The organism is Citrobacter amalonaticus (genome assembly GCF_002918555.1).
GTDB classification, from domain to species: domain Bacteria; phylum Pseudomonadota; class Gammaproteobacteria; order Enterobacterales; family Enterobacteriaceae; genus Citrobacter_C; species Citrobacter_C amalonaticus_A.
Genome location: NZ_PQMB01000002.1, coordinates 848,731 through 875,359, shown reverse-complemented (window position 1 = coordinate 875,359; position 26,629 = coordinate 848,731). Strand labels below are relative to the sequence as shown.

Below are 26,629 nucleotides of genomic sequence, written 5' to 3'. Positions count from 1 at the left end.
TGTGGTGTTTTATCAGCCGGTCAGGCGGATTCTCTTTTAACCAGGCCCCAGGGCATTTCTGTGGTGCTGCCCTGGAGCGGTGCGGTGATATCGGTTTGCGCCAGGAGGAGGGCGGCCGCTTTTTGCCCAAGCTGCTCCGGGTACTGGGCAATAGTGGTCAGGGAAGGGGTTACCAGCCCGGCGGCGGGAATATCATCGAAACCCATCACCGCAAGCTGCTCCGGGATATTGATGCCTTTCTCCCTTGCGGCGCGCATTACGCCGATAGCCATTAAATCGTTGGCGGCGAAAATCGCATCCGGGAGCGTGCCGTCATTAATCAGCTGCATCGCGATCTGATAGCCGCTCTGTTCGTTAAAACCTGGCAGAATTTTGATGCGCGGAAGGCGTCCTGCCTGCGTCATCGCCTGGCGATATCCTTCCACTCTGGCAGGCTCAGGACCGCCAGCGCTGGCGATCATCGTGATATTTCGGTGTCCCTGTGCCAGCAGATATTCGACGGCGCTGCGCGCGGCAGCGGTGTTGTCGATATAAACATTATGCAGCGGTAGCGGGCCGTTTTTTTTCATCCTGCCTTCAATACGCGCAATCGGGATCCCTGCCTGAAGATAAGGGGCAAAATCTTTCATCCCGATGTTAAAAAACGTTCCCACCACGGCGTCGACCCGCCCCTGCGCTGACCAGCGCAAAAAATGCAGCTCTCTTTCCCGCAATCCGTCGGTGCTGGCCACGATCGCATCGTAGTGATAAGTGTCCGTCACCGACTGAACGCCACGGACGAGCGAGGCATAAAAAGGGTTGGCGATATCCGGTACGATGCAGGCGATAGACATGGTTTTATTGGTTTTCAGCGCTTGTGCAAAACGGTTCGGTATATATCCCAGCTGATTAGCCGCTTGCTCAACCCGGCTCACTGTCTCCTGTGGGTAGGTGTGATTTCCTTTGGTGAGTACCACGGATACCACCGCCTGTGAAACGCCAGCCAGGGCCGCGACATCTTTCTGCGTGATGCGTTTTGTCATTTATCTACCAACTTATACGTATAACCTGCATCTTTAAATAATGGGGCACCCGGTAGTTGTCAATAAAAACCTTATAAAGTAAGTGCGTTTGTGTGGAAAATCCGAGGACGGTCACATCCACGACGGAGAGTGAATTCAGGAGATTGAACGTTCTGTTTGCAGAGCGAATTAATGACGTTCGATAATTAATATGTTTCGTGAATGTAAAGACAATTATTAGAGGGTGAATTATATATAAAATAAAGAAATTGAAGATATGCTTATGTAAATAAAGTGATTTTTTGTTATTTCGTGACTTTTTTACTCCTGAAGTAAAATGTAACATAAAACAAGAAAATATGTGCGGTTGCTCATACTCTTACATTCTCGTTACAGAAAGGTATTGATAATTCGCGTCGCGAAAAATAGTCTATCCACTGTAGTCTGCGAGGTTTTTCTCAACGCTACTTTTCAATTTTTATTTTTCGCTGCTTGCCTTTGGCAACAGCAATTAATACCCAAAAGATTTCGAGTTGCATTGAGGCGGCAAGTCTGTAACCCCCTGAAGCGGAGATAACTCTGTGACCGGTCTGAACGGACATCGCCAACAAAATGTTACCTGAAAGATGAAGGGTTTATACGTCAAAGAGGATAAACATATGCGTACGTTTAGTGGCAAACGTAGTACGCTGGCGTTAGCTATCGCTGGTATTACCGTAATGTCGGGACTTGTCGTTGTACCCGTGGCACATGCCGAAGGCTTTGTTGACGACTCCACCTTAACCGGTGGCATCTATTACTGGCAGCGTGAGCGTGACCGTAAAGATGTGACCGATGGCGACAAATATAAAACCAACCTCTCTCACTCGACCTGGAACGCCAATCTGGATTTTCAGTCCGGTTATGCGGCGGATATGTTCGGTCTGGATATTGCCGCATTCACTGCCATTGAAATGGCGGAAAACGGCGACAGCGGACATCCAAACGAAATTGCTTTTTCGAAAAAGAATAAAGGCTACGACGAAGATTACTCCGGTGATAAGAGCGGGATCAGCCTTTATAAAGCGGCGGCAAAATTTAAATACGGCCCGGTCTGGGCTCGCGCAGGTTATATCCAGCCAACCGGCCAGACGCTGTTGGCTCCGCACTGGAGCTTTATGCCTGGCACCTATCAGGGGGCCGAAGCCGGTGCTAACTTCGACTATGGCGATGCGGGCGCGCTGAGCTTCTCCTACATGTGGGCCAATGAATATAAAGCGCCGTGGCACACCGATGTTGATAAATTCTATCAGGCCGATAAAAAAACCAGCGTCGATTATCTCCACTCCATCGGTGCTAAATACGATTTCAAAAATGACCTGGTGCTGGAAGCCGCATTTGGTCAGTCTGAAGGCTATGTTGACCAGTACTTCGCTAAAGCCAGCTACAAATTTGATTTGGGCGGCAATCCTTTCACCACCAGCTACCAGTTCTACGGGGCGCGCGACAAGGTCGATGACCGCAGCGTCAACGATATTTATGACGGTACGGCCTGGTTGCAGGCGTTAACTTTCGGCTACAAGGTGTCGGAAGTGGTTGACCTGCGTCTTGAAGGAACCTGGGTTAAGGCCGAAGGCCAGCAGGGCTACTTCCTGCAACGTATGACCCCAACCTATGCCTCTTCAAACGGTCGTCTGGATATCTGGTGGGATAACCGCTCTGACTTCAACGCCAACGGGGAGAAAGCAGTATTCTTCGGCGCGATGTATGACCTGAAGAACTGGGATCTGCCGGGCTGGGCCGTCGGTGCCTCCTATGTCTATGCCTGGGATGCCAAACCATCCACCTGGCAGAGCAACCCGGATGCTTACTACGACAAAAACCGGACTATCGAAGAGTCTTCTTACAGTCTGGATGTGGCCTACACCCTGCAGGAAGGCCGTGCGAAGGGCACCATGTTTAAACTGCACTTCACCGAATATGACAACCATTCCAACATTCCGAGCTGGGGCGGTGGTTACGGCAACATCTTCCAGGATGAGCGCGACGTGAAGTTCATCGTCATTGCTCCGTTCACTATCTTCTAATGCCGACCACGGCAGGCTGTACGCCTGCCGTACCGCTGAGGAACGTTATATGAAAAAACGGATACTCATCGCTGTCATGGCATCGGGGCTGGTGGCCTGCGCGCAGCCTCCTGCGCCGAAAGAAGATAGTCGACTGAAGGAGGCATACAGTGCCTGCATCAATACGGCCCAGGGGTCGCCAGAAAAAATCGAGGCCTGCCAGAGTGTGCTGAACGTGCTGAAGAAAGAAAAACAGCATCAGCAGTTTGCCAGTCAGGAAAGCGTACGCGTGCTGGATTACCAGCAGTGTATTCAGGCAACAGGCACGGGCAACGATCAGGCGATTAAAGCCGATTGTGACAAGATCTGGCAGGAAATTCGCAGCAACAACGCGGCAAAGTAAAGCGCGGGTAAGAGGTATGGCGGGCGGAGAGCGTTCTCCGCCCGTTTGCGTTTCAGAGCTTATTCTCCACCGGTTGATAACCACGGCTCAAGCGGATGAACAACATCGCCGTGGCGGCAAGGCCGCATAGCGCGGCGCACATCAGCCACCATCCTGGGGAGCTTTTATCTCCGGTCCACTGGACCAGGGCGGTAGATATCGCGGGCGTCAGGCCGCCAAAAATCGCGGTCGCGAGGCTGAAGGCCAGTGAAAAACCCACGGTGCGCACATAGACCGGCATGACTTCGGTAAGTGCCGCCACCATGGCTCCGTTGTACATCCCAAAGAAGAACGAAAACCAGAGTAGCACCAGCGTCATACGCGTGAAATCCGGGGCGGCGGTGAGCCAGTGCATCACCGGCCAGGTGGTGAACAGCGCCAGCAGGGTAATCCCCATGAGTACCGGACGACGACCAATCCTGTCGGAAATTGCGCCGCCAACAGGCAGCCAGATAAAGTTAGAGATGCCAACCAGCATGGTGACAATCAGGCTGTCCCGCGCGCTCAGGTGGAGTACGGCTCTGCCATAGGTCGGGGTATAGACGGTAATAAAGTAAAAGGTGGTCGTGGTCATTGCTACCAGCAGAGTGCCGGCGGTGATGAGACGCCAGTTTTTGATAATAGTGATAAAAATTTCCCTGGTGTCGGGGCGGTGCTTACGTTGTAAAAACGCGTCGGTCTCCTGGAGTGAACGGCGAAGAACAAAAATGAGTGGGATAATCATGCAGCCAATAAAGAACGGGATCCGCCAGCCCCATTCGGAAATCTGATCGTGACCGAGCGTGGCGTTCAGGCCGTAGCCAATCAGTGCGGCAACAACAATGGCGACCTGCTGGCTGGCGGATTGCCAGCTGGTATAGAAGCCTTTATTTCCCGGCGTGGCGATTTCAGAGAGATAAACGGAAACGCCGCCCAGCTCTACACCTGCAGAGAACCCCTGCAATAATCGTCCCAGCAATACCAGCACAGGGGCCAGCAGACCAATACTGTGATAACCAGGTACCAGGGCAATCAGCAGGGTACCGCAGCCCATAATCGCCAGCGTCACCATCAGTCCTTTACGGCGACCAATTCTGTCGATGTAAGCACCCAGCACAATTGCGCCAACAGGCCGCATTAAGAAACCTGAACCAAACACGGCGAAAGTTAACATTAGCCCGGCAAATTCACTCTCTGCAGGAAAGAAGGTCTTTGCGATATAGGTGGCGTAAAAACCGAACAGAAAAAAGTCAAACTGTTCGAGGAAATTACCGCTGGTTACCCGCAGTATTGCGCCGAAAGTTCCGGCGCGCGATGGTTGTTGTGTCATTGGGTTTGCTCCACTGTCTTATCATAATATTTATAGAGGTAAGAGTTTGCGGGTTAGTCGCCTGCGACCCCCGCCTGTTTGCCGCGCCGTTTCTCAATTGCCCACTTGAGTAAGGCTGCGCAGCGGTAAAATCCGTGGGCAAATTTTCCATAAGGAATGGTCAAAAAGAGCGCCATGACCACGCCGAGGTGAATGGCGAGCAAAATAGCCATCCAGGAGGTGTCTCTTCCCGCCAGCAAACCCAGGCCAGTCAGGCTGGTCAGCAACAGCAATAAAATAAAACCGCGATCCATCGGCTTTTGCCGTGCGTCGCCATGCAGCGGTGAGCGCTTAAGATTCAGCCATAACAAACCGGCCGGGCCGATGACCAGACCTGCCCCACCCAGCGTGCCGAGGATCACCGGAACGCTGAAGAACGGGTAGGGCGCTTCAAGGCCCGCAAAGTAGTGATAGCCTGTCGCCACCACGGTAGCGGCGAAACAGAGCATGAAGCCGTAAAAGGTAAAGTGGTGGAAACGGCGACGCATCAGGGTGAAGGCATCATCCGCTTCGTTACAGCCTTTGCCGTGGCCGCCATCGAGATATTTCAGCGTCAGGGCATTGTGCGAGGCTTCGGCAATCTCAGCGGAACGCGGCATACCGGGTGAGATCTCCCGCCAGAAGCGGATCACGCCCGTCATGAGTAAGCCGATCGCCAGAATGAAGACTGAACCAAACATCCACGCCAGCAGGTTATGGGGGAATATCTGGTAAAAATCACCGGCCAGCGGCGGGTGAAGCAACGATCCTTTTAACCCCATCGCGAGGAGTAAAAAAAGAATCAGGCCAAACGCCAGGGTCAGCGTTACTGTCATGCCTGCCCGGCGATACAACGCGCCAAAAGCGGCGGGTTGGGCATAATGTTGATAGGTCTCCAGCCGGACTTCCGCCATCGCCTTCGGCACGTTAATGGCAAATTCATGGGGCGGCGCATACTGACACGCATGCAGGCAAGCGCCGCAGTTATGGCACAGGTTCGCCAGATAGTTAATATCCGCTTTAGGGAATTCCAGACGCTGGGTCATCGCCGGGAACACGGCGCAAAAGCCTTCGCAGTAGCGGCAGGCGTTACACACCTGCATTACGCGCTCCACTTCTGCTTCTGGCCCGGTAAGAATTTGTGCTTCGATAATCAATTTCTCAAGCTGCCTCATGACGTGCCTCCTTACGTGCTGCCAGAGCGGCCTCTTTTCCGGCGATACGACCAAACGTGGTGCCGATCGACATGCCCACGCCTGCGGTATAGCCCTTGCCCAGCACGTTACCCGCCATCATCTCTCCGGCGACAAACAGGTTGCGGCTTGGTTGTCCGGCAAAGTGTACGGCGGCGTGTTCGTTCACTTTCAGTCCCAGATAGGTGAAGGTGATGCCCGGTCGCAGGGCATAGCCATAGTAAGGTGGCGTGTCGAGTGGTCGCGCCCAGTGTGTTTTAGGGGGGATCAGACCTGCGGTAGAGCAGTTATCCAGAGTGGTGTGGTCGAATTGCCCGGACTGACAGGCTTGGTTGTATTGCGTCACCGTGTGGGTTAAGCGTTCGGCATCGAGTCCCAACTGGCGCGCCAGCTCCGCCAGCGTACTGGCCTGCGCGCCGGGGAATACCGGTGGCATAAAGTGGCCGATGGCTTTACTGTCGATAATGGAATAGCCAATCTGTGCTGGCTGTTGAGCGACCAGGCGTCCCCAGATGGCGTAGCGTTTGGGCCAGAAATCTTCGCCTTCATCATAAAATCGCTCAGCGTCGCGGTTGACGACCACGCCCAGCGATACGCAGTCCACGCGGGTGCAAATCCCGCCGTCATACAACGGCGCTCTGGCGTCAATCGCCACGCAATGCGACTGGGAAGGTTCGCCGATAATATCTGCCCCGGCATCCATCATAAATTTAAGCAGTACGCCCTGGTTAAAGCGCGTACCGCGAATGAGAAAGTTATCGGCTGGCCATTCGCCGCGTTCGTTTTCGCCCCACGCTTCCCGCAGCCATTCGCGGTTAGATTCAAATCCTCCGGCGGCAAGCACGCAGGATTTAGCCTCAATGCGCTCCTCTCCCGCCAGTGCCGCCACGAATTCGCCGTTACGCAGTTCAAGAGCCTGCACAGGCGTGTTGTAGCGAATTTGTACGCCCAGCTTTTCGGCACTGCGATAATAGGCATTCACGAGGGCTTTCCCGCCACCCATAAAAAATGCGTTGGTGCGCGCCACATGCAGCGCACCGGAAAGAGGGGGCTGAAAGTTAACGCCGTGCTGGCGCATCCAGTCGCGACACTGTGAAGAGGTGCGGATCACCAGGCGAGCCAGCGCTTCGTTGGTATTTCCTTCGGTAACGCGGCGGAGATCCTGCCAGAACTCCTCTTCGGGATAGCTCTCGACCAGTACGTCCTGCGGCGCATCGTGCATGCAGCGTAAATTGCGGGTGTGTTGGGAATTCCCGCCGCGCCACTCCCGGGGGGCCGCTTCGAGCAGCAGTACGGAGGCTCCACTCTCCCGGGCGGTTAAGGCGGCACATAATGCGGCGTTGCCTCCGCCAATCACCAGTACATCAACCATCGTATACTCCATTACCATTTAACTAATTGTTAAATTTGTAATTAAAATGTATACGCATAGGTTGTGTGGGCGCTATGAGGTGATGCTAAAGGGCTCTTTAGCCAGCGTAAAGGGTCGCGCCAGGCCAGTTTCCGGTCTCCACCAGCTGACGCATCACTTTCGTCAGCACCACGCGGGCGGCAAGGCCGGCCGGAGTCAGCTCATCATCAGAAAGACTGACCAGAAAGTTTGGGCGACTGAGTATCGGATTGTGGACGCCGATCACTCTTAGCGCCTCCTGATCAAGGTGGGAAATCGCCGCGCCTGGCTGGAGCGTGGCGCCCGATCCGCAGCGAACGGCACGCATGAGCAGCGCCAGACCGTCTATTTCGGTGACCACTTCCATGTTGAGGGCGTGTTCCTGACAAATCGCCTCCAGTCTGCCGCGCAGACCATGACCAGGGCTTGGCATAATCAGGGGAATATTGGCCAGCTGCGCAGGCGTGATGTTCTCATCGGCGATATCAGCCAGCAGAGCATGTGTGCCAATCAGAAACAGCCGCTCTTCGAGAATCGGCCTGGCGCTCCAGCGCAGAATCTTCTCCTTCTGAAACACCACGGCTAAATCTATCTGCCGGGTATTGATCATCCGCTCCAGGTTGCCGGAAAGGCTTTCCACCACGTGCAGGCGAACATCGGCATAGCTTTCCCGCATCGCATGGATAAAAGGCATCCCGAGGACAGAAGCGGTACTGGGAGCCATGCCGACGCTGACGTGCCCGGAGAGACGAGCCTCCCGTGCAGCAAGGATCGCATCGTCCGCATGTCGCAGCGCCAGCTGTGCCTGGGAGTAAAAGGCCAGTCCGGCGCTGGTGGGCGTGACGCCACGAGAAGTGCGTTGTAACAGGCGAATGGCGAGTTCGTTCTCCAGTCGTGTCATTTGCTGGCTGAGCGCCGAGACGCCAATATTGAGATCGAGCGCCGCGCTGCCCATGCTGCCGGTTTCCACGATGCGGACAAAGTAGCGAAGCTGGCGAAGTTCCATTCCGATTCTCCGGACAAGGCAAGATAGATTTCACATTAAAGCAACATAAGGAGGGAGGAAAGCAAATGGAGGGAATTCGACGCATATCCTTGTCGTCTTTCACGTTGTAATCCATTGGGTATAAAAAAAGCCAACCGATGGTTGGCTCTTTCAATGTGGCGTATCACTTCGCGTCGTGAGCGTGCTCGTCTTCGCGGCAGTCGCCTTCAGCGCAGTGACCGTAGAGATAAAGGCTATGGTTTGTTAAACGGATACCATGTTTCGCCGCAATCTCACGCTGACGCGCTTCGATGGAATCATCACTGAATTCAATCACTTTACCGCAATCAAGGCAGATCAGATGATCGTGGTGATGCTGTTGGGTCAGTTCAAAAACGGATTTGCCGCCTTCAAAATTGTGGCGGGTTACGATACCGGCGTCATCAAACTGGTTCAGCACGCGATACACGGTCGCCAGACCAATCTCTTCACCCATGTCAATCAGTCGTTTGTATAAATCTTCCGCACTGACGTGATGGTTATCCGGTTCCTGAAGAACTTCCAGAATTTTTAAACGAGGAAGCGTTACTTTCAGGCCAGCCTTCTTTAATGCGGTATTGTTGTCAGTCATGCGGAATCTGTCCTGTTGCTAAACGATTCACTTCAAACAAAGAAGTGACAGAAATTGCACTCGGGATAATGCGTTTCATTATAGGACTGCCACACCTAAATGAAAACTGCAAGCCTCTGGCAAATGTTAATAAAAACGAGGTATCGCCTGGAAATGAGAGCGCCACCTAATAACTTCCGCACATTGTACAGGGATGGGCAAGAAAGTTACAAATTTGTAGCAATTATTTTGATTGGTTTTATCTATTGATGCGGCATAGATAGAAATCTATGCCGCATAAAATCAGGCGTTGAGGATTTCGTCGAGATGCAGTTCTTCAGAAATCTGCTTAACCCATTTCTCTACGCGTTCGGCGGTCAGCTCCGGCTGGCGGTCTTCATCAATAGCCAGACCCACAAAGTGGTCGTCATCAGCCAGACCTTTGGACGCTTCAAAATGGTAACCCGCGGTCGGCCAGTGGCCGACGATGGTCGCGCCGCGCGGTTCAATAATGTCGCGGATGGTGCCTAACGCATCGCAGAAATATTCAGCATAATCTTCCTGGTCGCCGCAGCCAAACAGCGCAACCAGTTTGCCATTGAAATCAATCTCTTCGAGGGTAGGGAAGAAGTCATCCCAGTCACACTGCGCTTCACCGTAGTACCAGGTCGGGATGCCCAGCAGCAGAATATCGTACCCTTCCAGGTCTTCTTTGCTGCTTTTTGCAATGTCATGCACATCGGCAACGTCTTTACCAAGCTGTTTTTGAATCATTTTTGCGATATTTTCGGTATTGCCGGTGTCGCTGCCAAAAAAGATGCCAGTGATTGCCATGAGTAAAATAACCTCTTGAAACTTATTGAAATGGTGGTGGCGAATTGCCCACGGATAAGGGCAATCATAGCAGAACAGTCAGGCATGCGGAAACAGCAAACATGCCCGAGTGCACTCAGTGCTACATGAATTGTGTGTTAGCGCAGAAATTCAGACTAAGCCTTGCCGCGCAGCGCGGCCAGTTGAGACATCAGTATCTCTTCAATGAGTTCGCTGCGGTTCATATTGCGCGATTCGGCCAGTTCGTTCAGTGCGTCCACCGCCTCCGCGTTGAGCTTCAGTTCGACACGCTTAAGACCACGAACTTTATCGCGTTTTAGCTGATTGCGCTTATTGATGCGCAGCTGTTCATCACGCGAAAGCGGATTGGTTTTGGGTCGTCCCGGGCGACGCTCGTGCGCGAACAGATCTAATGTCGTACGGTCCGTTTGTTCTTTGGCCATGGTTTTGGTGACTTCGGGGAAACAATCAGCCAGGCGTCTGCCCGGATGGATAGCGCGCCATCATACATCAGCAAGGCAGGCACGCCAACGCCCGCGGACGCAATCGTGCGCGGACGCTGAGTTTTTAATCAGTTAGCCTTTATCGTTGAGGTAACGACGGATGGCACGCAGCACGGCATCCGGCTTTTCGGCATGTACCCAATGACCGGCCCCGGCAATCACATGTGCGCGGGCCTGCGGGAACTGCGCCAGCAGCTCACTGCGATACGCTTCGGTGACGTAGGGGGAATTGCCGCCGGGGATAAACAGCGCCGGATGCTCCCAGGCCGGGAGGGTTTCCCAGCCCACGATATGAGGATACTGCTCCCACAGTACGGGGACGTTAAAGCGCCATTCACCGTCAACATACGACTTCAGCAGAAACTGGATCACCCCTTCTTCTTGCAGATGCTCGCGCATAATGCCTGCCGCCTGCTGGCGCGTTTTTGCGTCGGACGTGGTCACCGCGTTGATAGCGGCAAAAATCTCATCATGGCGACGCACGTGATAATCAACCGGTGCGATGTCGATCGCCACCAGCTGGTCGATGCGCTCAGGAGCCAGCGCGGTGAGCGCCATAACTGCTTTCCCGCCCATGGAGTGACCAATAAAGGTTGCTTTTTCGATTTGCTCTGCATTGAGGGTATCCAGCAGATCCTGTGCCATCGCCGGATAGTTCATCACGGGATCGCGAGGAGAAAGACCGTGATTACGCATATCGACCTGGATAATGTTATGGTCGATCGCCAGGTCGCGTGCCAGCACACCGAGATTGTCCAGACTGCCAAACAGACCATGGACAAGGACAATGGGAGAATTATTGTGCAGGTTTTGTGCAGATTGCGCTCGGATATTCAATTTCATGGCAAAGTTCTTTTTTTCGCTCTGTCGGGTTAGGGTATTATGTTGACCATTCTGCCACACGGCTGCAACAAGCACGGTTTACTCCGAGTTTTTCTGCAAGCCAGGCTTAACGCTATCCGCTGTTGGGATTTGCCTTTACACTACCGGTAGACCATCCCAACGACTTGTATTCAGCTAAACACCGCACTGGATTAAGATGAAAACGATTGAAGTTGATGATGAACTCTATAGCTATATTGCCAGCCACACCAAGCATATCGGCGAGAGCGCATCCGACATTTTACGGCGCATGTTGAAGTTTTCCGCCGCAGCACAGCCCGCCACTTCGGCAGCGAAAGAGGTTCGCGTCGCGCAGCCTGCTATCGCGGAAGCGAAGCCGGTCACTCTTGTCAAAGATAAAGTCCGCGCCATGCGTGAACTACTGCTTTCCGATGAGTACGCAGAACAGAAAAAAGCGGTCAATCGCTTTATGCTGGTGCTGTCTACACTCTATTCACTGGATCAACAGGCGTTTGCTGAAGCAACCGAATCGCTGCACGGCCGTACGCGCGTCTATTTTGCGGCTGATGAGCAAACGCTGCTGAAAAATGGTAATCAAACCAAGCCCAAACACGTGCCCGGCACGCCGTACTGGGTGATTACCAACACCAACACCGGCCGTAAATGCAGCATGATTGAACACATCATGCAGTCAATGCAATTCCCGGCGGAATTGATTGAAAAGGTTTGCGGAACAATTTAATCCTTGCATCAGAAGGACCAGGCAATGGCAATCCACAACCGTGCAGGTCAACCTGCACAACAGAGTGATTTGATTAACGTCGCCCAATTAACGGCGCAATACTATGTACTGAAACCTACAGCCGGTAATGCGGAGCACGCGGTGAAGTTCGGCACCTCCGGACATCGCGGCAGTGCAGGTCGTCATAGTTTTAATGAGCCGCACATTCTCGCCATCGCTCAGGCAATTGCGGAAGAACGCGCGAAAAACGGCATCACTGGCCCTTGCTTTGTGGGTAAAGATACTCACGCCCTGTCCGAACCGGCGTTCATTTCCGTGCTGGAAGTGCTGGCGGCGAACGGCGTCGACGTCATTGTTCAGGAAAACAATGGCTTTACGCCGACGCCTGCGGTGTCAAACGCCATCCTGGTCCACAATAAAAAAGGTGGCCCGCAGGCCGACGGTATCGTGATCACGCCGTCTCACAACCCGCCGGAAGACGGCGGTATTAAATACAACCCGCCAAACGGGGGGCCGGCTGATACTAATGTCACTAAGGTGGTGGAAGACAGGGCCAATGCGCTGCTGGCTGACGACCTGAAGGGCGTGAAGCGTATTTCTCTGGATGCGGCGCTGGCATCGGGCCATATTAAAGAGCAGGATCTGGTGCAGCCGTTCGTTGAGGGGCTGGCGGATATCGTTGATATGGCGGCGATTCAGAAAGCTGGTCTGAAACTGGGCGTTGATCCGCTGGGTGGTTCCGGTATCGAATACTGGAAACGCGTTGCGGAACACTACAAGCTGGATCTGACCATCGTGAACGATCACGTCGATCAGACCTTCCGCTTTATGCATCTGGATAAAGACGGCGCGATCCGTATGGACTGCTCCTCCGAGTGCGCGATGGCGGGACTGTTGGCGCTGCGTGACAAGTTCGATCTGGCGTTTGCCAACGACCCGGACTATGACCGCCACGGCATTGTGACGCCAGCCGGCTTGATGAACCCGAACCACTATCTGGCGGTGGCGATCAACTACCTGTTCCAGCATCGCCCGCAGTGGGGTAAGGATGTTGCGGTGGGTAAAACGCTGGTTTCTTCTGCCATGATTGACCGCGTGGTGAACGATCTGGGACGTAAACTGGTGGAAGTGCCGGTGGGCTTTAAGTGGTTTGTGGACGGTCTGTTCGACGGTAGCTTTGGTTTCGGTGGCGAAGAGAGCGCGGGCGCATCCTTCCTGCGTTTTGACGGCACGCCATGGTCTACCGACAAAGACGGGATCATCATGTGTCTGCTGGCGGCGGAAATTACGGCGGTAACCGGTAAGAACCCGCAAGAGCACTACAATGAGCTGGCCGCTCGCTTTGGTGCGCCGAGCTACAACCGTCTGCAGGCGGGGGCAACCTCTGCGCAGAAAGCGGCGTTGTCGAAACTGTCTCCGGAAATGGTCAGTGCCAGCACGCTTGCAGGCGATCCGATCACCGCGCGTCTGACGGCGGCACCGGGTAACGGCGCGTCGATTGGCGGTCTGAAGGTGATGACCGAGAACGGCTGGTTTGCCGCGCGTCCTTCAGGTACTGAAGATGCATACAAAATCTATTGCGAAAGCTTCCTGGGTGAGGAACACCGTAAGCAGATTGAGAAAGAAGCGGTTGAAATTGTCAGCGAAGTGCTGAAAAACGCCTGATGTGTGGTCAGGAGCCGGTAACGGCTGATACCAACCGTTTAAGAGATAACGGAGAACTTTTAACAATGGCAAAGGGTTCCGTTCACCGTATGTTCATTGTTTCTCTGGAACCGTCATACCCGTGAACGGGCAAGGGAGGCTCGCCGCCGCCTCCCTTGCAACCCAGGCTCCCGGCAGGGAAAATCGCCACTTCGTGGTCCATTCGCCTTATGTCGTCTTCCTTCGGGTCGGGGACGAGCCTGCGTCCATGCAGGCCGTCCCCTCCGCCCGCATCCCTGCGGGCGGACCCGGTCATCCGCCAACGTCTCATCGATTTTCATGCCGGACTAGGAGCATCGCTTCAGCACGCTGACTTTCAGTTAAATCCGTTTCGCTTTAATAAAAATACAGACCGCACAAAGGGTCAGGTGTGGAACAGTCCGGCTGAAAATTGCCGACGTGTTTCTGTAAGGCCGGGAGAACCCGCATGGATGCGGGTTCAGGGCGCGTTTTGCAGGGACGCTACATCGCGCCCGACCCGGTAGCCTGGAGGAATAAACGGAGGGTATCGCGAAGCGACAATTTTCCCGCCGGGAGCCGGGATTGTTAAGGGTGCGGCGATAGCACCCTTAACCCGTTCACAGGAGCAGGAATGTCAGAAAGGCGCAGAACATGACGTGAACGGAATAATTAACCGAATCCGGCATATTGAATCTTCGTCACACAGGGGCTTTGCGGCTAATCAATCCTTAAGTGACCAGCATCAGCTGTCCACGACTCCCTTTTGGATCAGCTGTGTTTACCCTTCAGCTCAAAGCGTGGCGATACCAGGCCATACAGCGTCCAGCCGAGGAAAGTCACGATGGAGCCATACAGCATCGCTTCTTCACCTGAGGAGTAGAGCGCATAGAAGCTGTACATTGCGCCAATGAACGCCACGAAGTTTGCCGGTTTTGCTTTTGATGACGGGACATTCGCGATCTTCTGAATGATGACCAGCGCGGCCATCGACAGAATATACGGAATGATGTTAGTCACCACCGCAAGGTTGACCAGCACGTTGAACTGACTGTTCAGCGACGGGCTAATGGTCATCAGCGATAGTCCGCTCTGAATAACCACGATAGCCAGCATCCCCTGCACCGGCGCGTCTACTTTCGTCACGCGGGAGAAGATTTTCGGGAAGTAACCTTCATCTGCTGAAGATTTGAAGACCTGGGCGATAGTGAACTGCCAGCCCAGCAGTGAGCCGCAGCAGGACATCACCATCAGCGCCATGATCACTTTCCCGACTTCGGGGGTGAACATTTGCGCGAAGGCTAAACCGAACGGTGCCGTAGAATTAGCCAGATCCATATTCGGCACAATCCCTGCAATCACGTTGGTGGAGATGATGTAAATTACCGCCGCGCCCAGCGTACCGCCTAAGACGGCGATGGGCACGTTGCGTTCCGGGTTTTCCACGACTTCAGCGTTGGCACAGGCGGATTCCAGACCGAGGAAGGCCCACAGGGTCATCGCAATGGAAGAGCCAACGGCCGTGAAGAACGGTACATGATGCGGGTTCCAGGAGTTGGCATACAGCGTCGGGCTGAACCAGAACCAGCCGATGATGCACAGACCGACCACCGGAATAATGACGCCCCAGACGGTGACGCTACTGATCTGCCCGGTAATGCGCGCACCGCCAAAGTTAGCAACGGTACAGATCCACAGCACGCCGATAGTTGCCAGGCCAATTTGCACCGGCGTCAGTGCGGCACCAAACAGCTCGGTGCCGTACCCGACGGCGGAGATGGCGATAGCCACGTTGGCGATTAACAGCGAAACGCCATAAGTGTAGTTCGCCATAAAGTTACCGGATTTGCCGAAGGCATACTCAGCGTAGCCGCCCATGCCGCCGGATTTACGGCTGAACATGCCGCATTTTGCGAAGGCCCAGGCCAGCGCCATTGAACCAACCGCAGTCACCAGCCACGATATGATTGAAATGGTGCCAACTTCTGCAAGTTTAGTGGGCAACATGATGATTCCGGATCCCATCATATTAACCATGGTCAGGATGGTGAGCTGGACGACGCCCATTTTGTTGGATTTGGCTTTGCTCATAACATTTCCCCTTTCAACAGAGCGTGTTGCGCGCTTTGTTGCTTAATCACGTAGCACCACACCTGTTTACGACCGTCGTGTTCTTCGATGTATACGCCCTGTAATTCGGGCGCAAAGCCAGGCAGCAAATTGATCCCTTCTTCCAGCGCACTGAAGTAGCGTAATACTGCGCCCCCCCAGATTTCACCTGGAACCACACACAGCACGCCCGGAGGATAAGGAAGCGCACCTTCCGCCGCGATGCGGCCTTCGGCGTCCGGCAGCCGCACCAGTTCCACTTCACCACGCAGGAAGGCATAGTTGGCATCCTGGGGATTCATGCTGACGCGCGGGAAATGATCCTTACGGAACATCTCTTTCTGGAGTTGCTTCACGTTATGGCGTGCATACAGATCGTGCATCTCCTGGCACAGCTGGCGCAGGGTGTAACCGGCGTAACGGGCTTCGTGCTGTTTGTAGATTGATGGCAGAACCTCCGCCAGCGGGGCATCGGCTTCCAGCAGTTTTTCGAAACGCACCAGCAGGGCGACAAGCTGCTGCAGCTTCGCCATATCTTCTGCTGGGGTCAGCAGGAACAGGATGGAGTTAAGGTCGCATTTTTCCGGTACCACACCGTTTTCACGCAGGAAGTTTGCGAGAATGGTAGCCGGAACGCCGAAGGTATCGTATTCACCGTTACGTGCATTAATACCCGGAGTGGTGAGCAGCAATTTGCACGGATCCACAAAGTACTGGTGTTCGGCGTAGCCTTCAAAGGCATGCCAGTGTTCACCGGGGACAAAGTGGAAGAAGCGCAGGTCGCTGGCGATTTCGGCGGTGGGATAAGCCTGCCACGGTTTACCCTCCACCATCTCCGGCACGAACGGGCTAATGTGATGGCAGTTTTCCAGAATCAGTTTGCGGGTATCAACCCCGTTGGCGACGCAGTCCATCCACATGTTGCGGCCGCTGACGCCTTCGTGCATTTTGGCGTTGATGTCCAGCGCGGCAAACAGCGGATAGAACGGGCTGGTGGAGGCGTGCATCATGAAGGCGTTATTCAGACGTTTATGTGGCACATACCGGGACTGGCCTTTGATATGGCTGTCTTTTTTGTGGATCTGCGAGGTCTGGGAGAAACCTGCCTGCTGTTTGTGAACAGACTGGGTCACCAGAATACCGGGGTCGTTTTCGTTCAGCTCCAGCAGCAGCGGAGAGCAATCGGCCATCATTGGAATAAATTGCTCATAGCCGACCCACGCGGAGTCAAACAGGATGTAATCGCACAGATGACCAATCTTATCCACCACCTGACGCGCGTTATAAATGGTGCCGTCGTAGGTGCCTAACTGAATAACGGCCAGACGGAACGGACGGGCATCGTTTTTGCGCTGTGGTGCGACGTCGTTTACCTGCTCACGCAAATAGCTTTCTTCAAAGCAGTGTGCGTCGATGCCACCGATAAAGCCGTACGGGTTGCGTGCGGTTTCCAGATACACCGGCGTTGCCCCGGCCTGCAATAAAGCGCCGTGGTGGTTTGACTTGTGGTTGTTGCGGTCGAAAAGTACCAGATCGCCCGGCGTTAGCAGCGCGTTAAGCACCACTTTGTTCGATGAGGACGTTCCGTTCAGTACAAAGTAGGTTTTATCCGCGTTGAAGACTTTGGCGGCGTGCTGTTGGGCGATGCAGGGCGCGCCTTCGTGAATCAGCAGGTCGCCCATTGCCACGTCGGCATTGCACAAATCGGAGCGGAAAAGCATTTCGCCGAAGTATTCAACAAACTGATTGCCTGCGGGATGACGGCGGAAAAACTCGCCTCCCTGATGTCCGGGGCAATCAAATGCGCTGTTGCCCTGGTTGACGTAATCGACCAGGGCGCGGAAAAACGGCGGGCGTAGCTGCGTTTCATAATGGCTGGCGGCACTTTCTAACTGGCGACCATAGAAGGCGGTACGGGCTTCATTATATTCGAATACGCCCGAGATCCGCGGCAGGTACTCTGCCGGAACGCGCTCTTCATTTTCGGTAGCGATAAATACGGGAATACCGTAGCCCGTTGCGTCAATTTCATCGAGTTTTCCACGTTCAATATCATTGATGGATAACACCACTGCAGCAACATCAATAAAATTACTTTCATTAATATTCACAATGCTGCGGTGGCTGGAAAAACAGTCAGGGCAGTGACGACTTACGGCAATTTTTAATTCAGACATTTTTCATCTCTTTATTTTCAGGTAATAGCAGGTCCTCAATTTCTCAAATGAGAAATTGATAACTCCGGAAAAAAAGCAAAGTCATACCGCTGATAAATAAATCAGTAAATTGCTTTTTTTAAGATGCAAAAAACCATGCCTGTCCGGTCACAGGTATGTCAGGTATTTGCAGAGTGAGCACCGCGGGATACAGGCGTTATACCCGTCGTCTTTCGGGCTGCATCTGTGTTGGCTTTCCTCGCTTACCCCAGTCACGTACTGATGTACGCTCCCGGAGATTCACTGCGTCGCCGCCTTGATACAACGCGAAATCCATTGGGTATGGCCTGCGATACAGAGAGTCAGGAAGACCTGTATGCTGGAGTGCCCATAGTCGGAAGACTAACGGGCATTAAAGAAATGAAAGTCGAAGCTGTTACGGTGGGCAAACATCATAATATGTGTTGTCCGCCTTATGTGAGGCATAGTACGGCTATTATTTTCCATTTTGGTTACCTTTCCTGGATAAGTAGAAGGTGGGGGTATTTTATCCAGGAAATGGCTTTGTTCTGTGAAGAGGATCAATAAAAAAAGATCATTTCTAAAATAATTAGTCGCCATTTATGCATATCGTGCGATAAGATATAAGTATGTTTATTATATGTTATATTTTTGTTTTTTATTATTTTGGTGGTATTTGACTCATTCCGTGAAATAAAGCTCTCACAGCGGCATAAATAATAATTTCAAGAATTGAGAATTAATCAGAAAAAATGAATAACCATTCATGGCATAAAGCGATAGCCAATTCCGGTTTCGGTAATGAAATGGCGGGGGCGGGCCGGATCCTGCTCCAGTTTCTGTCGCAGATGACCCATATAAATACGCAAATAGTGGCTGTGCTCAACGGCGTTTGGTCCCCAGACCTGGTTCAACAGCTGGCGCTGGGTGAGGACTTTGCCTGCATTATTGAGCAACACGCCCAACAGACGGAATTCGATCGGCGTCAGATGAATCTCTTCTTCACCCCGCCAGACAAGGTGCGCGGCGAAATCCACCTTTACGCTGGAAAACTGTACGACAGGTTCAGGCGAAGGGCCGCTGGCATGGCGACGCAATGCCACGCGTAAGCGCGCCTGTAGCTCGCCAATACCAAAAGGTTTGCTCAGATAGTCGTCCGCGCCCGCATCCAGTGCGGCGATTTTATCGCTCTCCTCGCTACGTGCAGAAAGTACAATCACCGGGATTGCGCTCCATTGCCGCAGGTCGCGAATGAAATCGATGCCGTCGCCGTCCGGCAGGCCAAGATCAAGGATGATGAGGTCCGGTTTTCGCGTTGCGGCTTCAAGCAGGCCGCGGCTCAGGGTCTCTGCTTCATATACGCGCAGCCCGTCGCCTTCCAGCGCGCTGCGCAGAAAGCGACGAATAGCCTGTTCATCTTCAACAATCAGAACGTTGGTCACATATCCTCATGAAAATCATCAAGTTCGGGGACGGCTTCCTGCGGGAGTGTAACACGAAAACAGGCGCCTCCCTGCGGACGATTATGGGCGGAGATTGTTCCTCCGTGCACCTCAACAATCGCCTGACAAATGGCCAGCCCCAGTCCGACCCCCGGAACCGCTGACTCTTTATTTCCTCTGGCGAATTTGTCGAAGATACTCTTCTCCTGCCCGTCAGGAATACCGGGACCATTGTCCCATACATCGAGCTGGAGATGTTTGTCTTCGACGTGAGCCTCAATGCCGATTTCGGCCTGCAAACCCGCATACTTCACGGCGTTTTCCAGCAGGTTAATCAGTACCCGTTCAAACAGCGGGCCGTCAACATGTACCAGCGTTAATGGCTCCGGGAGCGCCAGATTTATCGGATGGGATAACCCCGGCTCCAGCATCTGTAGCGCGCTGCCGACGATCTCTTCCAGCGTCAGCCACTCTTTCTTTAAATTAAAGCCGCCAGACTGAATTCGCGCCATATCTAACAGATTATTCACCAGCCGGGTGGTGTTGAGCACGTGCTGGCGAATTTCGCTGGCCTGGCGTGCGTGCGGCGATCCTTCGCTGGCCAGATCCAGCGTCAGGATCTCCGCCTGACCAAACAGCACCGTCAGCGGGGTACGTAAATCGTGGGAGAGGGCGGCGAGCAGGGCGTTACGAATACTTTCGCGCTCACTGGTCAGCCGGGCCTGTTCTTCACTGGCGGTGAGCGTCAGACGCTCCAGTGCGCTGGCGACCAGCAGAGTAAAGGTTTCCAGCAAGCGCTGCTGCTCCGGGATCATCAGCTGGCGGAGGTTTCCTGGCTCTACCACCACCAATCCGTACGTTTTGTCGGCACTTTTCAGCGGCAAAATCTGGTACGGCACGCCGGGAAGGGTATCGGTACCGGCGCCCGCTGGCTGTCCCTTATCAAAACTCCATTGGGCAATTGCATCATCCCAGGGGGTCATGCCCTGTTGGTGCGTCAGCGGCGCTAACTTACCCTTTTCATCGGGTAATAAGATCTGACTGCGAGCCTGGAAAGTGGATGCGATGAACTGCTCGCTGGTGGCGGCGATATCCTGCTTGCTTCGTCCTGGCGCCAGCGCTTTGGACATTTCATACAGGTGACGAGTGCGCTGTTCGCGATAGCGGGCAACCCGGGCCTGATAACGCACACCGGCAGTCAAATTACCGATCACCAGTCCAACCGTCAGCATCACGGCGAAAGTCAACAGATATTGCACATCGGAAACGGCAAGCGTACCGCGCGGGGCAATAAAGAAGAGGTCAAAGCTGGCGACGTTAATAAAGGTTGCGACGACCGAAGGCCAGCGACCATAAAACAGGGCGATAATGACCACCCCCAGTAGATAGAGCATCACCAGGTTGGCGGCATCAAAGGCGACCATCCACTGCATCGCAATGAAGGTGGTCAACGCGCACAAGATGACGGCAGCCACGCAGCCCTGGATCTGTACCCGCCACTTATCCTTAAACGCCCGGGTGTCCGACGCGTGGTTGAGCGGGCGGGCAGGAGGCTCATCCAGCGCCACGACCACCTGATCGAGGTCCGGCGCCAGTTTTGCCAGGCGATCGGCAAACGAGTCGCTGCGCCACCAGCGCCGCGTCGTCGGACGGCCCAGCACAATTTTGCCCAGGTTATGTTCCCGGGCGTAACGGACGACCGCTTTTTCTGCCGCAGGATCGGAGAGGGTGGAGGTTTCCGCGCCCAGTTCCTGAGCCAGACGCAGGGCGCTTAAGATGGCCCGACGCTGTTTTTCCGGCAGGCGGTGCAGCGCTGGCGTTTCGACGTATACCGCGTGCCAGACGCTGCCGAGCCGGGAAGCCAGGCGCGCAGCGGCCCGGACCAGCTTTTCGCTCCCGGTGTTGTACCCAATGCACAACAGCAGGGCGTCGCGAGTGTGCCACACTTTCTCTTCACCAGGACGCCCCCGCCAGGCGCGCATCTGGTCATCCACCCGGTCGGCGGTACGCCGCAGCGCCAGCTCGCGCAGGGCGATCAGATTTCCTTTGCGAAAGAAATGTTCAATTGCGCGTTCGGCCTGACCGGCGATGTATACCTTGCCTTCTTTCAGACGCGCTCGCAGATCGTCAGGCGGCAGATCGACCAGTACCACTTCGTCAGCGGCATCAAAAAAAGGATCCGGTACCGTCTCACGAACCTGAATACCGGTGACGCCGCTGACCACGTCATTAAGACTTTCCAGATGCTGAACGTTGACGGTGGTAAAAACGTCGATACCCGCTTCCAGCAACTCTTCAATATCCTGCCAGCGCTTGGGATGACGCGAGCCTGGCGCATTACTGTGCGCCAGTTCGTCCATTAAAATCAGCGCCGGACGGCGGGCCAGCGCCGCGTCGAGATCAAACTCGCTGATATGGCGACCGTGGCGGGCTTGTCGCTTCAGCGGGAGCAGGGTAAGACCGTCCAGCAGCGCGGCGGTTTCTTTGCGTCCATGGGTTTCCACCACGCCGATTAACACATCAAGCCCCTGCGCCCGCAGCCGCTGCGCCTCTGCCAGCATGGCCCAGGTTTTCCCGACGCCCGCACAGGCGCCGAAGAAGATTTTCAGTTTTCCCCGGTGCGGAGCAGCGGTCTGCTCCAGCAGGCGATCCGGGTCGGGGCGTAAGGGTTCGTTATTCATGTCCTTTTTCTCAGCGCTTATCCAACGCTAAATTGAGTTCCACGATGTTAACCACCGGCTGGCCGATAAACCCGACCAGTGGCTTTTGCGTATATTGTGCAACCAGCCGCGTCACCTCTTCAACGCTGAGGTTGCGCGCCCTGGCGACCCGCGGGATCTGCCATTGCGCGGCCGCTGGCGTCAGGTTGTTGTCCAGCCCGCTGGCAGAGGCGGTGAGCAGTTCTACCGGAAGGGCTGTGCTGGCGTCCGGGTTGGCGGCGCGCAGTGCGACTGCCCGACTCTGTAGCAGTTTATCCAGTTCCGGGTTGCTGGCCGCCAGATTGCTGCCGCCAGAAGCCATTGGATTATAGGGCATTTCCGCCGTTGCCGACGGCCGCCCCTGAAAATAGCCTGCGGCGGTAAAATTCTGCCCGATAAGCTCAGAGCCGCGCACCGTATTGCCATCAACAATCAGCGAGCCGTTGGCCTGATGCCCAAACCACCATTGTCCCAGCGCCGTGGTGAGCAACGGATAAACGCCACCGGTCATCAGCATCAGGAACACCAGCGTCGATAGTGCAGGACGTAATCCACTCATCTTATACCTCACACCAGACCCAGAAGGGTCAATAGTAAATCAATCACTTTGATGCCAATAAACGGCACAAGCAGTCCACCCAAACCGTAGATCCATAAGTTACGGCGCAGCATGGCGGAAGCGGAGAGCGGTTTATAGCTCACCCCTTTCAATGCCAGCGGGATCAGAAAGATGATGATCAGGGCGTTGAAAATGACCGCGCTGAGGATGGCCGAATCCGGTGAATGCAGCCGCATAATGTTCAGCGCGTTCAGCTGCGGGTAAGTCGCGGCAAACGCAGCCGGAATAATGGCAAAGTATTTCGCTACGTCATTGGCGATACTGAAGGTGGTCAATGAACCTCGGGTCATCAGCATCTGTTTACCAATATGCACCACCTCGATAAGCTTGGTCGGGTTGGAATCGAGATCCACCATGTTGCCCGCTTCTTTCGCGGCCTGCGTGCCGGAGTTCATCGCCACCGCCACATCGGCCTGCGCCAGCGCCGGAGCGTCGTTGGTTCCGTCGCCGGTCATCGCCACCAGACGCCCTTCCGACTGATACTGACGAATCAGCGCCAGTTTGGCCTCCGGCGTGGCTTCTGCCAGAAAGTCATCCACACCGGCTTCTGCGGCAATCGCGGCTGCCGTCAGTCGGTTGTCGCCGGTGATCATCACCGTTTTAATGCCCATTTTACGGAGCTGGGCAAAACGTTCTTTTATCCCGCCTTTGACAATATCTTTCAGCGAAATAACGCCCAGCACGCGGGAACCTTCAACCACCACCAGCGGCGTCGCGCCAAGACGGGCCACGCTATCCACTTTTTGGTCGACATCTGCAGGAAAGTGACCGCCGTTGGCCTCAACGTGGCGACGAATGGCATCCACTGAGCCTTTGCGGATCATCCGGTTATCGATGTTAATACCGCTCATCCGGCTTTGTGCAGTAAAGGGAACGAAGGTGGCATGCAGCGACTGCACATCTCTTTCGCGCAGATTAAAGCGCTGTTTGGCAAGAATGACGATGCTGCGCCCTTCCGGTGTCTCATCCGCCAGCGAAGAGAGTTGGGCCGCATCGGCCAGCGTCCTTTCATCCACCCCCTGAGCGGGCAGAAAATCGGAAGCCTGGCGGTTGCCCAGGGTGATAGTACCGGTTTTATCCAGCAGCAGCACGTCCACGTCGCCCGCCGCTTCTACCGCACGTCCGCTGGTGGCGATGACGTTTGCGCCCAGCATTCGGCTCATCCCCGCGACGCCAATCGCCGAAAGGAGTCCGCCAATTGTTGTTGGGATCAGGCAGACCAGCAGGGCGACCAGCACGGTAACGCTAACGGCATTGCCGCCCCAGGCGGAAAAAGGCCACAGCGTGGCGGTGGCCAGCAGAAAAACGAGGGTCAGAGCAATCAGCAAAATGGTCAGCGCGATCTCATTTGGCGTTTTGCGACGTTGGGCGCCTTCCACCATCGCGATCATGCGATCAAGGAAGGTTTCCCCAGGGTTCACGCTGCATTCGATGACCAGCCAGTCAGAGAGGATCCGTGTCCCGCCGGTCACTGAGGCAAAGTCACCACCCGATTCGCGGATCACCGGCGCGGACTCACCGGTAATGGCGCTCTCGTCCACCGACGCGCCGCCTTCAATGACTTCGCCATCGCAGGGAATAATGTCGCCAGCTTCAACCAGCACAATATCCCCTCTGCGTAATGTATCCGCAGGGACGTTATCCATCTGCGCGCCATATTTCGCTTCGCGCAGCTTGCGGGCAAATGCGGTTTTCTTAACACCTTTCAGACTGTTGGCCTGGGCTTTACTGCGACCCTCAGCCAGCGCCTCGGCGAAATTGGCGAACAGTACGGTAATCCACAGCCAGAGGCTTATCGCGCCGGTAAACAGAGGGTTTCCCGCCATCTGTCCGGTCGCTATCGCCACCGTTATCAACGTTGTCAGCAGGCTGCCGATCCAGACAATAAACATCACCGGATTGCGCCACTGGGTATGTGGACTTAATTTTTTCACGGCATCGAACAGCGCCTGAGCGACCAGGGAGGGTTCGAATAGCGCCAGTTGTTTGCGACTCATAACAATGTGCTCCGCATCGCTCAAAATAAAGAGAGGTGTTCTGCAACCGGCCCAAGCGCCAGCGCAGGAATAAAGGTCAGGGCGCCTACCAGCAGGACGGTACCGATCAGCAGACCGACAAACAGCGCGCCATGCGTCGGCAACGTGCCGGTGCTGGCCGGTTGGCTTTTCTTACTGATAAGCGATCCGGCAATCGCCATGACCGGGATAATCACGCCGAAGCGCCCCGCGAACATGCAGAAAGCCAGCAGGCAGTTCCAGAATGGGCTGTTGGCGCTCAGTCCCGCAAAGGCGCTGCCGTTGTTGTTGGCTGCGGACGAGACGGCGTACAGTACTTCACTAAAACCGTGCGGACCGGGATTGAGCATGGCGCTGCGACCCGCTTCGGTCATCATGGCCAGTGCCGTACCGAGCAACACCAGCGCAGGGGTGACAAGAATCGCCAGAGCGGTCATTTTCATCTCGCGCACGTCGATTTTTTTACCCAGATACTCAGGCGTGCGGCCAATCATTAGCCCGGCAATAAATACGGCTAACAGCACGAACAGCAGCATCCCGTACAGACCCGAACCGACGCCGCCAAAGACCACTTCCCCAATCTGCATCAGCCACATCGGCACCATGCCGCCCAGGGCGGTAAAGGAGTCATGCATCGCAGCCACCGCCCCACAAGAGGCCGCCGTAGTGACGACAGCGAACAAGCTGCTTGCCAGCACGCCGAAGCGGCTCTCTTTGCCTTCCATATTCAGGCTGCTGTCAGCGCCAAATTGCAGCAGGTGAGGGTTGCCCTGAGTTTCCGCCCACATCACCACGGCAACGCAGACCACAAAAATGAGCGACATTGCCCACAGCAGCATCCGTCCCTGACGGCGGTCGCCGACGGCATCACCAAAGGCGAAGCAGAGCGCCGCCGGAATTAAAAAGATCGCCAGCATCTGCACCATGTTGGTCAGCGCGGTCGGATTCTCAAATGGATGCGACGAGTTGGCGTTGAAGAAGCCGCCGCCGTTGGTCCCGAGCAATTTGATCGCTTCCTGTGAAGCCACCGGTCCCATCGGCAATAGCTGTTTTGCCCCTTCAAGGTCGGTAAATGGCTGGTAAGGAAGAAAATTTTGCAGCGTGCCTTGTTGAATAAAGAACAAGGCAATCAACAGCGCGATGGGCAACAGGATCCACAGCGTAATTCGCATCAGATCCATCCAGGCATTGCCCAGCGTGTTCATACTCTGGCGGGCGAACGCACGGATCAGGGCGAAGATCACCGCGATGCCGGTCGCCGCCGACAGGAAGTTTTGCACGGTCAGCCCCGCCATCTGGCTGAAGTAGCTTAAGGTGGTTTCACCACTGTAAGACTGCCAGTTAGTGTTGGTAACAAAACTGACCGCCGTATTGAGCGCCAGATGCCATGAAAGACCGGGGAGCTGCTGCGGATTCAGTGGCAACAGGTTTTGTCCCATCAGCATCAGGAACAGTATCACCAGCCCCAGCATATTGAGTGCGAGAATCGCCAGCAGATACTGTTTCCAGTTCATCTCCTGCGGAGAAATTCCCAGCCCGCGCCACAGCCAGCGTTCAACGTTGGCGGTACCGGGCAAGGGAATATCATTAATAAGCCGTGCCAGACCCGTCCCTAAAGGACGAGCGAGCACGAACAGGATCAGTAAAAAACTGGCAATCAGTAAGAACCCTTGAGCCGCCATCAGAACGCCTCCGCATTAATCAGGGCATACACCAGATAACCTAAAAGTAAGAAAATCAGCACGATGCCGATTATCACGCCTGCACTCACGGTGCACCTCCAGTGGCATTATGATCTTGTTATCAGGGTATTTTTTTGCCTGCAAAGATTTCGCAAAAATTGGCGGGCGGGGTGTAAAAAAAGTATAAAAATGGCAAAAACCACTATTTAACTAATGATTAGTATTAATTTAACTTTTATGTAACTTAATTACGTGGTGAATGTAAATGAGGCATAAATAAACAAAAATAAGTGGTCGGATGAGTAGTAA

General features: G+C 54.5%; 22 protein-coding genes. 4 read left to right on the top strand and 18 right to left on the bottom strand.

The genetic code is table 11. From position 1 onward, the window contains the following. Positions 1 to 20: 20 nt before the first annotated feature. Entirely contained in the window at positions 21 to 1,022 is a 1,002-nt protein-coding gene (locus C3432_RS09705) for a LacI family DNA-binding transcriptional regulator (protein WP_103776401.1), read from the bottom strand. Between the two features lie 638 nt (positions 1,023 to 1,660). Here C3432_RS09705 and chiP point away from each other — a divergent pair. Both chiP and chiQ read left to right on the top strand, forming a co-directional pair. After that, positions 1,661 to 3,067 carry a chitoporin ChiP gene (gene chiP / locus C3432_RS09695; protein WP_103776399.1) on the top strand — a complete coding sequence of 469 codons (1,407 nt, stop codon included), beginning with the start codon at positions 1,661 to 1,663 and terminating at the stop codon, positions 3,065 to 3,067. A 49-nt stretch (positions 3,068 to 3,116) separates the two neighbouring features. Continuing rightward, on the top strand, positions 3,117 to 3,449 hold the full coding sequence (gene chiQ, locus C3432_RS09690) for a ChiQ/YbfN family lipoprotein (protein ID WP_103776398.1): 333 nt from the start codon (positions 3,117 to 3,119) through the stop codon (positions 3,447 to 3,449). 52 nt (positions 3,450 to 3,501) lie between these two features. Here the strand turns inward: chiQ and C3432_RS09685 are convergent, their stop codons facing one another. From C3432_RS09685 to ybfF, 8 genes are all read right to left on the bottom strand, one after another. Then, positions 3,502 to 4,797, bottom strand: a complete 1,296-nt coding sequence (locus tag C3432_RS09685) for an MFS transporter (protein WP_103776397.1) — start codon at positions 4,795 to 4,797, stop codon at positions 3,502 to 3,504. Positions 4,798 to 4,850: 53 nt separating this feature from the next. Further along, positions 4,851 to 5,990: a tricarballylate utilization 4Fe-4S protein TcuB gene (tcuB, locus tag C3432_RS09680; protein ID WP_103776396.1), complete on the bottom strand. Its 1,140-nt coding sequence runs from the start codon at positions 5,988 to 5,990 to the stop codon at positions 4,851 to 4,853. Next, positions 5,977 to 7,380, bottom strand: coding sequence for an FAD-dependent tricarballylate dehydrogenase TcuA (gene tcuA, locus C3432_RS09675; RefSeq protein ID WP_103776395.1), 1,404 nt, complete (start codon positions 7,378 to 7,380; stop codon positions 5,977 to 5,979). The genes tcuB and tcuA overlap by 14 nt, the downstream gene beginning before the upstream one ends. A 97-nt stretch (positions 7,381 to 7,477) precedes the next feature. Continuing rightward, positions 7,478 to 8,404, bottom strand: a complete 927-nt coding sequence (tcuR, locus tag C3432_RS09670) for a tricarballylate utilization LysR family transcriptional regulator TcuR (RefSeq protein WP_103776394.1) — start codon at positions 8,402 to 8,404, stop codon at positions 7,478 to 7,480. 163 nt (positions 8,405 to 8,567) lie between these two features. Continuing rightward, positions 8,568 to 9,014: a ferric iron uptake transcriptional regulator gene (fur, locus tag C3432_RS09665; protein WP_007373881.1), complete on the bottom strand. Its 447-nt coding sequence runs from the start codon at positions 9,012 to 9,014 to the stop codon at positions 8,568 to 8,570. Between the two features lie 282 nt (positions 9,015 to 9,296). Then, positions 9,297 to 9,827 carry a flavodoxin FldA gene (gene fldA, locus C3432_RS09655; protein WP_103776392.1) on the bottom strand — a complete coding sequence of 177 codons (531 nt, stop codon included), beginning with the start codon at positions 9,825 to 9,827 and terminating at the stop codon, positions 9,297 to 9,299. A 155-nt stretch (positions 9,828 to 9,982) separates the two neighbouring features. Continuing rightward, the gene (gene ybfE / locus C3432_RS09650) at positions 9,983 to 10,270 is read right to left on the bottom strand and encodes a LexA regulated protein (protein ID WP_103776391.1); all 288 of its coding nucleotides are present in this window, start codon (positions 10,268 to 10,270) and stop codon (positions 9,983 to 9,985) included. Between the two features lie 132 nt (positions 10,271 to 10,402). After that, complete coding sequence (ybfF, locus tag C3432_RS09645) at positions 10,403 to 11,173, bottom strand: esterase (RefSeq protein WP_103776390.1); 771 nt, start codon at positions 11,171 to 11,173, stop codon at positions 10,403 to 10,405. A 196-nt stretch (positions 11,174 to 11,369) separates the two neighbouring features. Here ybfF and seqA point away from each other — a divergent pair, with 196 nt between their 5' ends. Both seqA and pgm read left to right on the top strand, forming a co-directional pair. Next, a complete protein-coding gene (seqA, locus tag C3432_RS09640) occupies positions 11,370 to 11,915 on the top strand; it encodes a replication initiation negative regulator SeqA (protein ID WP_103776389.1) in 546 nt (181 codons plus the stop codon). 24 nt (positions 11,916 to 11,939) lie between these two features. Beyond that, a complete protein-coding gene (gene pgm / locus C3432_RS09635; RefSeq protein WP_103776388.1) occupies positions 11,940 to 13,580 on the top strand; it encodes a phosphoglucomutase (alpha-D-glucose-1,6-bisphosphate-dependent) in 1,641 nt (546 codons plus the stop codon). Positions 13,581 to 14,348: 768 nt separating this feature from the next. Here the strand turns inward: pgm and potE are convergent. The 9 genes from potE to kdpF form a co-directional block, all read right to left on the bottom strand. After that, positions 14,349 to 15,668 (bottom strand): putrescine-ornithine antiporter, encoded by a 1,320-nt coding sequence (potE, locus tag C3432_RS09620; protein ID WP_103776387.1) that lies wholly within the window; start codon positions 15,666 to 15,668, stop codon positions 14,349 to 14,351. Next, the gene (gene speF / locus C3432_RS09615; RefSeq protein ID WP_103776386.1) at positions 15,665 to 17,863 is read right to left on the bottom strand and encodes an ornithine decarboxylase SpeF; all 2,199 of its coding nucleotides are present in this window, start codon (positions 17,861 to 17,863) and stop codon (positions 15,665 to 15,667) included. Before speF ends, potE begins: the two co-directional genes overlap by 4 nt. A 381-nt stretch (positions 17,864 to 18,244) precedes the next feature. Continuing rightward, positions 18,245 to 18,349: a leader peptide SpeFL gene (speFL, locus tag C3432_RS27440; RefSeq protein WP_114149115.1), complete on the bottom strand. Its 105-nt coding sequence runs from the start codon at positions 18,347 to 18,349 to the stop codon at positions 18,245 to 18,247. A 278-nt stretch (positions 18,350 to 18,627) separates the two neighbouring features. Then, positions 18,628 to 19,305, bottom strand: a complete 678-nt coding sequence (gene kdpE, locus C3432_RS09605) for a two-component system response regulator KdpE (RefSeq protein ID WP_103776384.1) — start codon at positions 19,303 to 19,305, stop codon at positions 18,628 to 18,630. Then, a complete protein-coding gene (kdpD, locus tag C3432_RS09600) occupies positions 19,302 to 21,986 on the bottom strand; it encodes a two-component system sensor histidine kinase KdpD (RefSeq protein ID WP_103776383.1) in 2,685 nt (894 codons plus the stop codon). The genes kdpE and kdpD overlap by 4 nt, the downstream gene beginning before the upstream one ends. A gap of 10 nt (positions 21,987 to 21,996) precedes the next feature. Next, the gene (gene kdpC / locus C3432_RS09595; protein ID WP_103776382.1) at positions 21,997 to 22,563 is read right to left on the bottom strand and encodes a K(+)-transporting ATPase subunit C; all 567 of its coding nucleotides are present in this window, start codon (positions 22,561 to 22,563) and stop codon (positions 21,997 to 21,999) included. Between the two features lie 8 nt (positions 22,564 to 22,571). Beyond that, on the bottom strand, positions 22,572 to 24,620 hold the full coding sequence (gene kdpB, locus C3432_RS09590; protein ID WP_103776381.1) for a potassium-transporting ATPase subunit KdpB: 2,049 nt from the start codon (positions 24,618 to 24,620) through the stop codon (positions 22,572 to 22,574). A 20-nt stretch (positions 24,621 to 24,640) separates the two neighbouring features. Then, positions 24,641 to 26,320, bottom strand: a complete 1,680-nt coding sequence (gene kdpA / locus C3432_RS09585) for a potassium-transporting ATPase subunit KdpA (RefSeq protein ID WP_103776380.1) — start codon at positions 26,318 to 26,320, stop codon at positions 24,641 to 24,643. Next, positions 26,320 to 26,409, bottom strand: a complete 90-nt coding sequence (gene kdpF / locus C3432_RS09580) for a K(+)-transporting ATPase subunit F (RefSeq protein WP_042285393.1) — start codon at positions 26,407 to 26,409, stop codon at positions 26,320 to 26,322. Before kdpF ends, kdpA begins: the two co-directional genes overlap by 1 nt. Between the last annotated feature and the right edge of the window lie 220 nt (positions 26,410 to 26,629).